The sequence below is a fragment of the Protofrankia sp. CiP1_Cm_nod1 genome (assembly GCF_920888515.1).
Taxonomy (GTDB): domain Bacteria; phylum Actinomycetota; class Actinomycetes; order Frankiales; family Frankiaceae; genus Protofrankia.
In genome coordinates this window covers 24,040-35,989 of record NZ_CAKKTM010000420.1, presented here as the reverse complement: position 1 = coordinate 35,989, position 11,950 = coordinate 24,040, and the positions used below count along the sequence as shown (strand labels likewise).

Annotated in this window: 10 protein-coding genes and 1 pseudogene; 4 read left to right on the top strand and 7 right to left on the bottom strand. The window is 72.7% G+C overall.

The features are described from left to right. Positions 1 to 1,924 (bottom strand): glycogen debranching protein GlgX (glgX, locus tag NBX02_RS19055; protein WP_445548526.1); only part of this gene is annotated, 1,924 nt, incomplete at its 3' end. A 460-nt stretch (positions 1,925 to 2,384) separates the two neighbouring features. Between glgX and NBX02_RS19050 the strand changes: the two genes are divergently transcribed. The 4 genes from NBX02_RS19050 (at position 2,385) to NBX02_RS19035 (ending at position 6,264) form a co-directional block, all read left to right on the top strand. Then, positions 2,385 to 3,161, top strand: coding sequence for an enoyl-CoA hydratase-related protein (locus NBX02_RS19050; RefSeq protein ID WP_250281126.1), 777 nt, complete (start codon positions 2,385 to 2,387; stop codon positions 3,159 to 3,161). A 5-nt stretch (positions 3,162 to 3,166) separates the two neighbouring features. Continuing rightward, positions 3,167 to 4,213 (top strand): class I SAM-dependent methyltransferase, encoded by a 1,047-nt coding sequence (locus tag NBX02_RS19045; RefSeq protein ID WP_250292459.1) that lies wholly within the window; start codon positions 3,167 to 3,169, stop codon positions 4,211 to 4,213. After that, entirely contained in the window at positions 4,210 to 4,959 is a 750-nt protein-coding gene (locus NBX02_RS19040) for an acyltransferase (protein ID WP_250292457.1), read from the top strand. The genes NBX02_RS19045 and NBX02_RS19040 overlap by 4 nt, the downstream gene beginning before the upstream one ends. 270 nt (positions 4,960 to 5,229) lie before the next feature. Beyond that, positions 5,230 to 6,264: a M48 family metalloprotease gene (locus tag NBX02_RS19035; RefSeq protein WP_250292455.1), complete on the top strand. Its 1,035-nt coding sequence runs from the start codon at positions 5,230 to 5,232 to the stop codon at positions 6,262 to 6,264. Positions 6,265 to 6,319: 55 nt separating this feature from the next. On the opposite strand, the gene NBX02_RS19030 is transcribed toward NBX02_RS19035, so the two are convergent. The 6 genes and pseudogenes from NBX02_RS19030 to NBX02_RS19005 all read right to left on the bottom strand — a co-directional run. Further along, entirely contained in the window at positions 6,320 to 7,378 is a 1,059-nt protein-coding gene (locus tag NBX02_RS19030; RefSeq protein ID WP_250281119.1) for an endonuclease/exonuclease/phosphatase family protein, read from the bottom strand. Then, complete coding sequence (locus tag NBX02_RS19025) at positions 7,375 to 7,950, bottom strand: PIN domain-containing protein (RefSeq protein ID WP_250292454.1); 576 nt, start codon at positions 7,948 to 7,950, stop codon at positions 7,375 to 7,377. The genes NBX02_RS19030 and NBX02_RS19025 overlap by 4 nt, the downstream gene beginning before the upstream one ends. 8 nt (positions 7,951 to 7,958) lie before the next feature. Continuing rightward, positions 7,959 to 8,186, bottom strand: a complete 228-nt coding sequence (locus NBX02_RS19020; RefSeq protein WP_250281114.1) for a hypothetical protein — start codon at positions 8,184 to 8,186, stop codon at positions 7,959 to 7,961. A 166-nt stretch (positions 8,187 to 8,352) separates the two neighbouring features. After that, positions 8,353 to 9,867, bottom strand: coding sequence for a 1,4-alpha-glucan branching protein domain-containing protein (locus tag NBX02_RS19015; RefSeq protein WP_250292452.1), 1,515 nt, complete (start codon positions 9,865 to 9,867; stop codon positions 8,353 to 8,355). Further along, positions 9,864 to 10,754 carry a class I SAM-dependent methyltransferase gene (locus NBX02_RS19010; protein WP_250281111.1) on the bottom strand — a complete coding sequence of 297 codons (891 nt, stop codon included), beginning with the start codon at positions 10,752 to 10,754 and terminating at the stop codon, positions 9,864 to 9,866. The genes NBX02_RS19015 and NBX02_RS19010 overlap by 4 nt, the downstream gene beginning before the upstream one ends. Before the next feature lie 261 nt (positions 10,755 to 11,015). Beyond that, positions 11,016 to 11,950 (bottom strand): annotated as a pseudogene (locus NBX02_RS19005) (transcriptional regulator); the annotation flags it as partial.

The window sequence follows — 11,950 nt, the reverse complement described above, 5'->3', positions numbered from 1 at the left end:
CGGCCGGGTCGGGTGCGGCTGGGCCGTCGGCGGGTGCCGGGCTGTCCGCGGGTGCCGGGCCGTCGGCGGGTGCCGGGCTGTCCGCGCTGGGGGTGTCGGCGGGCCGGGCGCGGCCGGGGGAGTGGCGGTCGGGGAGGGGGCCGTCCGGCGCGGGGGCGGTGCGGGTGGGCCAGCGCAGCCACGAGATGGCGTTGTCCTGGCAGTAGGCGTTGTTGTTGCCGCCCTGGGAACGGCCGGACTCGTCCCCGGCGAGCAGCATCGGTACCCCCGCCGACAGCAGCAGGGTCGCCAGCAGCGAGCGGCGGACCAGCCGCCGGCAGGCCAGCACGGCCGGGTCGTCGCTGGGGCCCTCCGCCCCGAAGTTCGCCGAGTTGCCGTGGTCGTCGCCGTCGCGGTTGTCCTCGCCGTTGGCCTCGTTGTGCTTGTGGTCGTAGGAGACGAGGTCGGCGAGGGTGAAGCCGTCGTGCGCGGTGACGAAGTTCACCGACGCCCACGGCCGGCGTCCCGAATGGTAGTAAAGATCGCTGGAGCCGGTGATCCGGTAGCCCAGGTCGGCGACGGTGGAGGCGCCGCGGGTCCATGCCGCGCGCACGGTGTCCCGGTAGCGGCCGTTCCACTCCGCCCATGGCGCCGGGAACGCGCCCACCTGGTAGCCGCCCCAGCCGACGTCCCAGGGCTCGGCGATGAGCTTGACGGTGGACAGCAGCGGGTCGGCGTGGATGGCGGTCAGCAGCGGCGCCGCCGGGTCGAAGCCGTCGGGGCTGCGCGCGAGCGCCGTCGCCAGGTCGAAGCGGAACCCGTCCACGCCCATCTCGGTGACCCAGTAGCGCAGCGAGTCCGTGATCATCTTCACCACGTGCGGGGATGCGGTGTTCACCGTGTTGCCGCAGCCGGTGACGTCCCGGTAGCGGCGCGGGTCGCCCGGGTCCACCCGGTAGTAGGTCGCGTTGTCCAGGCCGCGCAGCGACAGGGTGGGGCCGTGCTCGTCGCCTTCGGCGGTGTGGTTGAACACCACGTCGAGGATGACCTCTATCCCGGCCGCGTGTAACGCGCCCGCCATCTCCTGGAACTCGGCCACCGGGTTGTCCGTGGCCGCGTAGCCCGGGTGCGGGGCGAAGAAGCCCACGGTGTTGTAGCCCCAGTAGTTGGTCAGGCCGCGCTGGGACAGCGCCGGCTCCGGGACGTGCGCGTGGACGGGGAGCAGCTCCACCGCGGTGACGCCGAGCGCGCGCAGATGGTCGATGACCGCCGGGTGGGCCAGGCCCGCGTAGGTGCCGCGCCGCGCCGGCGGGACGTCCGGATGCGTCCGGGTGAACCCCTTCACGTGCAGTTCGTAGATGACCGTCTCGGGCCAGGGGATGGCCGGGCGCTTCCCGGTCGGGCGGCGGCGGCCGTCGACCACCACGCACATCGGGACGAAGGGTGCGGAGTCGTTCCCGTCGGGGCCTGCCGCGTACGGGTCGGCCTCCTCGAAACCGTGGATCGCGGGGTTCGGGACGAGGGAACCGGTCAGCATCCGCGCATAGGGGTCGACGAGCAGTTTGGCCGGATTGTGGCGCAGGCCGCGTTCGGGGGCGTAGGGCCCGTGCGCCCGCAGCCCGTAACGCTGGCCCGGTCCGGCTCCGGGCAGGTAGCCGTACCAGATCCCGCCGTTCCGTTCGGGCAGCCGGTGGCGGCTCTCCCGGCCCCGGGCGTCGAACAGGCAGATCTCGACCGCGTCCGCGCTCGGGGCCGCCACCGCGACGTTGACGCCCCGGCCGTCCCAGTGGACCCCCAGCGGCTCGGGGGACCCGGGCAGCACGGGCCCGGGCCGGGCTGTGCCGGGCCGGGGCACGCCGGGCCGGGAAGGGCGGGGCCGGTCGGCGCCGGGCTGATCGGCGCCGGACTGGTCGATGTTGTCACGAACGTGGAACCGTGGCGTCACCTCCGTGACGGTAGCCGTGGCATGTTACCGGCGCCCGATTCCGGTGACTGCCGTCCGGTTACTCCCGCCGACGGGCGGCGACTGTGAGTGAACGGCACCGCGGACGCCGGGGCCGGGCCGCCGGCCGCGGGCGCCGGGCCAGCGAGGCTGGGGCGGCATGGCTGGATCATCCGGAGCAGGAGCGACACCGCCCGGTCCGGCAGGATCGGATCATCATCCGATGACGGGGGCCGGGCCGTCATGGCCACCGGACGCGCCGCCGCCGCCAAAAGGTGTCGGGAACGTAATCGCCGCGTATCCGTGAAGATCGAGTCGCCAGGGCTTAGGCTGCCTGAATCAGGGGCGCCGTCGGGACGTCACGGGCCCGGCACGGGTATCAGCGGATGACGGTCGGCCAACGGCGGGGCGACGGACGTGCCGTACGCCGCCGGGAGCCGGGAATGATCGAGGAGGTCGGTCGGTGGCGGTCGTGGGGTTCGACGTCGACGGCGGTATTGGCACGATCAGGCTGGATCGGCCCCCGATGAACGTCATCAACAGCGAGGTCACCGCCGGGCTGCGCGCGGCGGCCGACGAGGCGACCAGACGGGCGGACGTGCGGGCGGTCATCATCTACGGCGGCCCGAAGGTGTTCGCGGCCGGGGCCGACGTCAAGGAGATGGCTCCGCTGGACCCCGCGGAGATCCTGACGTGGGTGACTGACCTGACCACCACGTTTGAGGCGGTGGCCCGGATCCCGAAGCCGGTGGTGGCCGCGGTGACCGGCTACGCCCTCGGCGGCGGCCTGGAGCTCGCCCTGACCGCCGACTTCCGGGTCTTCGGGGACAACGTCAAGGCGGGGCAGCCCGAGATCCTGCTCGGCATCATCCCGGGCGCGGGCGGGACGCAGCGGCTGCCGCGCCTGGTCGGGGTGGCGAAGGCCAAGGATCTGATCTTCACCGGCCGGCAGGTCCGGGCCACCGAGGCCAAGGAGATCGGCCTCGCCGACCGGGTGGTCGCCCCCGACGACGTCTACACCGAGGCGCGCTCCCTCGTCGCCCGGTTCGTCGACGGGCCGGCGGTCGCGCTGCGGGCGGCCAAGCGGGCGATCGACGACGGCCTGGACGGCGGGCTGTCCGAGGGGCTGCGGCTGGAGACGGCGCTGTTCGCCGGCCTGTTCGGCACGCAGGACAGGCGCATCGGCATGGACGCCTTCGTCGAGCGCGGTCCCGGCAAGGCTGACTTCGTCGGCCGCTGAACACCATGGACGACGCCAAGGACGACGCCAAGGACGTGGCCCGGGCGGACCAGGCGGGTGGGACGGACCAGGCGCCTGGGGCGGCTGGGGCGGGCCGGGCGGCCGGGCCGTCGGCGTCCGAGATCCAGGCGGCGTGGAGCGACCCCAAACAGGCGAACATCATCTACCACGACGCCGAGGCCGGCTCCTACGACGCCAAGTGGTCGATCTCGTTCGACGACCGCTGTATCGACTACGCCCGGGACAGGTTCGTCACCATCGCGGGTAGGGCCGGCTGGCCCTACCCGAACGCCCTGGAGATCGGCGCGGGCACCGGGTTCTTCCTGCTCAACCTGGTGCAGGCCGGGGTGGTCGCCCGCGACGGGGCGCACGTCAGCGACATCAGCCCCGGGATGGTCGCCACCGCCACCCGCAACGCCGCGAGCCTGGGCCTGACGGTGGCGGGCCGGGTCGCCGACGCCGAGTCCGTCCCGTACCCGGACGCGAGTTTCGACCTGGTGGTGGGGCACGCCGTCCTGCACCACATCCCGGACGTCGAGCGGGCGCTGCGGGAGGTGCTGCGGGTGCTGCGGCCGGGTGGGCGGTTCGTGTTCGCGGGGGAGCCGACCCGCTACGGCGACGTGGTGGCCCGCCGGCTGTCGCGGGCGACCTGGTGGGCGACCACCCGGGCGACCAGGCTGCCGATGCTGCGCGGCTGGGCCCGGCCGGCCGGGGAGCTCGCGGCCAGCTCCGCCGCGCACGCCCTGGAGTCCGTGGTGGACCTGCACACCTTCGTCCCGGCGGAGCTGGCCGCGATGGCGCGCCGGGCCGGCGCGGCCGAGGTGAAGGTGCGCACGGAGGAGCTCACCGCGGCCTGGTTCGGCTGGCCGGTGCGCACCTTCGAGTGCGCCGTCGCCGAGCCGAAGCTCGGCTTCGGCTACCGGATGCGCGTCTACCGGACCTGGCAGCGCCTTGCCGCCTTCGACGCCCGGTACGCTTCCCGGGTGGTGCCCGCGGGCCTTTTCTACAATGCTCTCGTCACCGGTGTCCGGGCACCGGACGGGCGTCTGTGAGAATACTCGGCCGCCGCCGGTACGGGGATCCCCGGCAGGGGCGTTTCCTGACGTTCTCCACGGTGCGCTGGATCGCCCGCCACCGGGCCTGGACGCCTTTCTACCTGCGCCGGTACTGGCGGTTCGCGCTGTTTCGGCTGCGATATCCGCAGGTGGTGACGGAGGGTTTCGTTTTTCTCGGGAAGAACGTGGCCGTCGAGGGGCGCCCCGGTTACGGGCGGATCGTGCTGGGCCGCTGGGTGCACCTCGGCGACAACAGCCGGATCCGTTGCCACGAGGGGAACCTGCGTATCGGCGACAAATGCGTCCTCGGCCGGAACGGCACCATCAACTGTTATCTCGACGTCGAAATCGGCGCAAAATCAATGATCGCGGACGATGTGTACATCATAGATTTCGACCACGTGTTCGACGACATTCACGTGCCCATCAAGGACCAGGGCATCGTGAAGTCCCCGGTGCGGATCGGCGCGGACGTGTGGATCGGCACCAAGGTCACCGTGCTGCGCGGGAGCCGTGTCGGTTCGGGGTCGGTGGTCGCCGCGGGCGCCGTGGTGAACGCCGACATCGCGCCGATGTCGGTCGCGGTGGGTGTCCCCGTCCGCGTCGTGCGTAACCGGATGGCGGACTATCAGGCGGCCGAGGCGAAGCGGGCGGCCCTGGCCGACATCGCCCGCAAGACGGCCGCGGCCGCCGCCGAGGTCGTCGCGGCCCGCGCCGAGGCCGGTCGTCCCCGTCAGGGGTGACCCGCCCTGGTGACCGTCGGACCGGCGGCCGGCCCGGTGGCGGATCCGGCGATCGGCATAATGATCGACAGGACGGCCGACATCATGTCGGGAAGTCGACTTCGTCACCACCGGGGGCGGGGCTTTCGCGGCCTTCCGGCGGGCTCTATTATGTCGTCTGACGTCCCGCTTCGATCGACAATATGACGATCAGCCGGCATGGCGGTCGACATGGCGGTCGACAAAGTGGCCGACAACAGCAGCCCGAGCGGGTGTCCCGAGAGGTTGAGGATGGCCGAAGCCGACGACATCGTAAACATCCGGAAGCTGCCGGTGGATTTCACCAAAACGATCCGACAGGTTGCCGACCGGCCAGAAAAAAGCGGGCGTGTCCGGTTGCCGGGGCTCGACCCCGACGCCTTTCGGCATCCTCTCGACCGGCGGGCCACCCGTACGCTGCAGCGGATTCCCGGGTTCGACCGGGCGGTGGCGAAATACATCGAATGGGGCGTGGAGCGCGGCCACTACGTGGAGCACACGGCGTCCAGCGTGAAAGTGGGGCCGAACCAGCTCCCGGAGATCTACGCGATCCTGCGCGAGGCGTGCGCGATCCTGGACGTCCCGGAGCCCGAGCTCTACGTCCGGCGCGGCCCGGTCGACGCCTACACCGCCGGGCACACCCGCCCCTACGTGGTGCTGTTCACCGACCTGCTCGACATCATGGACACCGACGAGCTGCTGGCCGTGATCGCGCACGAGCTCGGCCACGTCAAGTGCGGCCACATCCTCTACGGGACGATGGCCCGCATCGTCGGCGGCGCCATGGGCGCGGGGGTGGCCCGCGGGGCGGGCGCCGTCATCGGCAACGCCGCATCCTTCGGGCTGGGCGCGGGCCTGGCGGCCTGGGCCCGCAAGGCGGAGCTGACCGCCGACCGGGCGGCCATGCTCGCCGTCCAGGATCCCGGCCCGTGTGTCCGGATGATGATGAAGCTCGCCGGCGGCGCGGCCCGCTGGCTGGACCAGATGAACCCCGACGCCTTCCTCGAGCAGGCCCGGATGCTCGACGACATGGTCGAGCAGAGCCCCCTCGCCTGGTTGCACCGGCTGCGGATCCGCGCCACCGGAACCCACCCGCTCGCGGTCGAGCGTGCCCGCTACTTCGACGAGTGGCTGCACGAGGACGAGCCCCGGAAGATCCTGGAGGGCATCTACGCCGTGCGGGCCGGCAGCCGGCACTGCCTGACCTGCGCGACACCGCCGCGTCCGACCGAGAACTTCTGCGCGTCCTGCGGCACCGGTCTCGCCGTCTGGACGGCCGCCGGCTGACCCGGCCCGGCCGGACGCTTCACCGCACGCCGGGGGGCTGGCGCACGCCGGGGGCTCAGCGCAGGGCGAGGTCGACCACGAGCGGCCGGTGGTCGCTGCCGATCTCGTCGCCCACCTGGTAGCCGGTGACGGCGAACCGCGGCGACGCCAGCACGTGGTCGATCCGCAGCAGCGGTGGCAGCACCAGATGGTTGGCGTTCCAGGTCGGGGCCCAGCCGGCGTGGGCCACGTCGTGGGCGTCCCGCAGCCGCTCGTCGAGCAGGCGCGCGAACGGCCGGTGGTCGCGGGTGGCGTTGAAGTCACCGGCGAGCACCACCGGGACGCGGGCCAGGGCGGCCTCCGCCCGCAGGGTGTCGAGCTGCTGCCGCCACCGGGTGGCGTACTCGCGGCTCGTCGGTGACACCGTGTGGACGGCGAAGAGCCGGAACTGCCGGGTGGCGTCCACCCGGACCGTCATGCGCAGCGACGGCAGGTCACCGACCAGCGGCAGCTCCGCCTGGACGAGCGGGAACCGGGAGAACACCGCCACCCCGAACGGATCCGGCCGGGGATGCGCCTCCCGGTAGGCGTAGCCGGCCAGCGCGCCGGACTTCGTCACCGCGTCCAGGGTGAGCGGGGTGACCTCCTCCAGCACGACGATGTCGGGCCGGAGGCGGGTGATCTGGGCACCGAGCCGCCCGGCGTCGCCGTTGGTGTACAGCAGGTTGGACGTCATGATCCGCACCTTCGCCGCGTCGGCGGGGACGGCCTCGGGCTTCCCCGGCCACAGCTCGGGCACGGTGAAGGCCAGATGGGCGATGACGGCCAGCAGTGAGACGATCAGCAGCCGGTTGCGCCGCAGCGCGAAGGCGGCCGCCAGCGCCATGTAGGCGGGCAGGTACTCGACCGGGGCGAACGCGTTGATCCCCGAGTACGGCCAGCTCAGCGCGTCGTCCAGATGGAGCAGCCGGCCCGCGGTGATGATCACGAGCGTCCCGGCGACCACCCAGGAAAGAAAGATCGTCAGGGTGCGTGGCGGTATCACGGCGGTGGCGCGGCCCTTCGCCCCCGGCCGCTCCGGTTCGCCAGGGAACACGGGCAGGTCGGAACCGCTCTCCGGATGCGGGGAGGTCATGACAACAGGTTGCCGGTAGGGACAGCCGCCGCGGCCACCAGGGTCGGACGCGGATCCGACAGTGGGCCCAACCACACCCCAGCACCGCGGCCGACCGCATGGTGCCAGTACGGCCGGCTTCCGCGCACTTCCCGCCGCCGGCGTGACAGCGGCAGGCATCTCCATGGCAGGAGTGTGAGAGCCGAGGTGTGGGCGGGGCGCACGACGCGGAAGTGACGGTGGTCGAGAGTGGCTACCTGGTCTGTTCCGAGTCGTTCGCTGAGAGCGATGACGCTGGCATCGGTGCCGCCGAGTGGGAGGCCGCGGTATCGACCGGCGAGTTCCCGGATGCGGGTCCAGTCGGTATGGGTGAGGGTCTCGACGGTGAGGGCATCGTCGATGATGGCGGTGTAGAGGGCAAGCTCCGCCGTAGGGCCGAGTTCGCGATTGATCAGATAGGCCGCTTCGGCGATCACGAGGGGCGAGGTGACGAGCGGGCTGTCTGTTCGCTCGAGGAGCTGCGCGCAGGCGGTGTGGTGGGGGTCGTTGCGGTCCGCGGCCGCGACGATGACTCCGGTGTCGACGAGCAGCACCCCTGGTGTCAGTCCCGCCCGAAGCCGTCGGCCAGAAGCTCGTCGATGCGAGGGGTGATGCCCGAGTGGGATGCGCCTACGCCGACGAAGGCGAGCCTGCGGCGGGCCGAGGTCTCAGCCGGAGGGAGCTGGGCGGCGAGGTCGGCGATGACGTCGACGACATGGGTGCCACGCCGTTCGGCCTCGGCGGTGAGGCGGCGGACGAGCTCGTCGGGCAGGTCGAGCGTGATGCTCATGCGCCGATTCTACGTCCCCAGGGCTGTTGATCTGGTTCGTCCAAGTAGCCCTCGCGGTGGATCCGCGGTGGCATGTAACCGGCTCAGGCCCATGGTTGTCGAGCTGGGTTGATCATCAGGGGCGGGGGCTTCTGTCCGCATCGCGTTCTACAGCTCCACAGCCCGGTCAGGCTCTGGTGAGCTGGCGGGCGTCCAGGGCTGGGAAGGGGTGGTCCAGGGTGTGGTAGTGGCGGGCGAGCCTGGTGGCGGCGAGGCGGTCGCCGGCCTGGACGGCGTCGGCCAGCGCGTCGAAACGTCCCGCGTGCGTGTAGGCCCGGGATCTGGCGTAGTCCGCGGCGCTGTCGTGGGTGACGCAGAACGCCCAGTCGCTGGCGCCGGTGAGGAACGCCTCCCGGGCCAGCTGGTCGAGGACGTCGTCACGCCGGGCCGGGTGGGCGGCGGCGGTCACGACCTCGACCAGCCGGCCGTTCACCTCGGCGGCGAGCTTGGTCAGGTCGGTCACGTCCGCCCAGACGTGGAAGTCCTTGCCGAGCCCCCAGGAGCCCGCCGGCAGGTCGCGGGCGCCCTCGACGTGCCCGGCCGCGGCCGCCCGCGACAGCGTCGTCACCTGGATGCCGGCGTCGGGCAGCAGCGTGAGCAGCGCCTCCAGGAACGCCGGCCCCTCGTGCCAGTGGTGGCCGAACAGTTCGGTGTCGAAGGCGCACACGACCAGCGCGCGGCGGCCGCCCCTGGCCTCGGCCAGCTCGGTCAGCCGCCGCCGCAGCACACCGACGAAGCGCGCGGCGTCGTCGGCGGCGGCCCGGCGGGCGGCGGCGGGCTCGTAGGGCGCCTTGCGCCCGGGGGGCGTGTCCACCGAGGTCACCCGGGCCACCCGCAGGCCGCTGCCGTGGTCGAAGGTGTGGAAGTCGCGGTACCACCCGCCCCCGGGATAGCCGGCGGTGGGCGACCACACCTCATAGGAGACGCCGAGGTCGCGGGGGAAGGCCAGCACCCCGCTGCCGGCGACGTCGTAGGCGCCGGCGGTCTCACCGCCGACGGTCGGGCCGTCCACCACGAAGTGGGTCACGCCCGCGGCGGCGTAGTGGCGTTCCAGCCCCGGCCGGTAGGCGCACTCCGGGGCCCAGATCCCGCCGGGCCGGGTGCCGAGACGCAGGGCCGCGTCGTCGAGGCCGGCGCCGAGCTGGGCCAGGACGATCCGCTCGTCCAGCAGCGGCAGCACCGGATGGGACGCCGGCCCGCCGAGCAGTTCGACGACCCCGGCGTCGGCCAGGCGGCGCAGCAGCGGTGACGCCCCGTGCCGCCAGCGGCCCTCGACGGCGTGCCGGGCGGCGGTGGCCAGCGCGCCCTCGTAGCCCGCGCCGGGCACGCCGTCCACCAGCGCGCCCTGTGCCCGAAGCTGCCAGTCCGCCGTCCATCTGGCCAGTTCGGACAGGCAGTACGGGTCGTCCAGCATGGCGGCCAGCACGGGTGTGACACCGAGGGTGAGCACGTCGTGGTGGCCGGCGTCGGCGAGGCGTTCGAGCAGGTCGACCAGGGGCAGGTAGGCGCCGGTCCACGCCTGGTACAGCCATTCCTCGCCGACCGGCCACGCGCCGGCGTGCGCGACCCACGGCAGATGGCTGTGCAGCACCAGACAGAACGTCCCGACCGGCGCGGCCGGCGTCCGGGCAGGCTGGCTCATGGCCGGCGGTAGGCGACCACGGCCAGGTCGAGGCTGGCGGTGATCGGGGTGTCGGCGGTGTCCGGGTGCAGGGCGAAGTCGTCGATGCCGGTACGGCGGACCCGCTCGGCCAGCGCGGCGGACCACTGCGGGTAGGGGCGGGCGAGCTGGGCGTCCACGATCGCGCCGTTGCGGCGCTCCCACGCCCGCAGCCGTGGCGCGTGCCACACGCCCCACCGGCGGGTGACCACGAAATGCTCCTCGAGGAGGGCCGTGAGCTCGTCCGGGGCCAGCTCCCGGGTGTGGTACGGATTCGCGGGGGTGTCGAGCCCCGGGGAGAAGGTCAGCCGGTTCGGGGTCGTCAGCACCAGCGTCCCAGCCGGGCGCAGCACCCGGGCGCACTCGGCCAGGAACGCCTCCTGATCGTGGAGATGCTCGATGACCTGCAGGTTCGCGATGACCTCGGCGGTGGCGTCGGCGAACGGCAGCCGCTGGAGATCGGCACGGACGGGGATGGTGGCGGGATAGGCGCGCCGGACGTGCTCGACGACGTCGGCGTCGGCGTCGACCGCGACGACCCGGGAGGCCGACCTCGCCAGCATCGCCGCGCCGTACCCCTCACCGCAGCCCGCCTCGACGACCACGGCCCCGGTGGTGAAGGGCGCGAACGCGGCGTAGGCCGCCTCATGCCGTTTGAACCAGTACCGCTCGAACCACACCCCCGGCACGGTCCGCTCCCCGAAGACCGCCCAGGCAAGCAGCGTGTTCTGATCGTCGGACGTGGGGTCGGCCTCGACGCCCTGGTGGGGCCCGTCGTCGTGGCGAGCCTCGACGTCGCGGCGGGGTTCAGCGGTGCGCTGGGGCTCAGCGGTGTGGCGGGGCGTCGTCGCCGGCTCATGCCTGACCATGAAACCCGACCTTACGCACTGGTAACCACTACGTGTCGACGACCCCCCACGCACAGCAAAAGGTGTGATGTATATGACGCATTGCAGGAACAATATGGAGATGTAACGCGCCCGGATGCCGCCGCGCGCCCGCGTGGCCCGCTACCGGGCCCGGTCGCCACGCGGAACGCGGTCGTCTGCGATGCCCGGCCGTACGGCCGGCGCCGGTCAAGCGGTGGGCGCTGGCCGTACGGCCGGTGGTGACCGCGCGGGGGAGGCGGGTCAGACGGAGACGGCTGTCGCCGCCACCTTGGTGGGGCGGTCGGGACGGGCCACCAGGGGGGCGGCGTGTTGGCGCCACTCGCGGACGGCGACGATGCCGCCGTGTCGGCTCAGTTCGCGGTCGAGTTCGCGCAGTTTCTCGGTGATCCGGACGGAGTCGAGGGTGCTTGCCAGGTCGACCGCGCGGCGTCCGGCGTCCAGGGCGGCCTCGACGTCCGGGCCGGACCGGCGCAGGTAGGACAGGGCGAGATCCGCCTCGGCGTAGCTGCGGGTGCGGGTGCGGGACGGGAGCTGCCGGGCGCGGGACTCCAGCAGCAGGGGCTCGGCCCGCCGGGCCCGCCCGAGCAGCATGAAGCAGTGGCCCTTGCACTCGGCGATGTCCGCTTCGTTGTAGTGCGCGGACCACGCCGGGCCGTCGCCGCCGTCGGCCCGGTCGAGCGCGGCGTCCATGGCGGACAGCGCCTTGCCGCAGCCGGCCTCGTCGCCGTTGCGGGCCAGGGCCCAGGCGTGCCTGTCGTGCAGCATCACCTGTACCGAGCCGGACGCGACGGTGCGGGAGCGGTCGAGGGCGGCCCTGGCCAGGGCGAGGCTCTGGCGGAGCTGCCCGAGGCACCCGGCCTGGTCGCTCATGACGGAGAGGATCCGGCTGGCCAGCATGGCGTCCCCGGCGTGTTCGGCGAGGCCGAGCGCCTGTATATAGTAGCGTTGTGCCAGTGACTGACGGTCGCAGTCCTGGGCGAGCCAGCCGCTGAACTGGGTCAGCTCGGCCAGCGCGCCGAAGAGGTCGGGGGTGTGCCGGGCCTCCAGCGCGGTCCTGGCCCGGTCGTGTAGGAAGGCGACTACCTGTCCGCGGATCTCGCCGCTGCCGTAGCGGGCGTCGAGTTTGCGGAAGGTGTCGGTCATGTCCCTGATCATCATTGCGGTCGGGGCGGGGG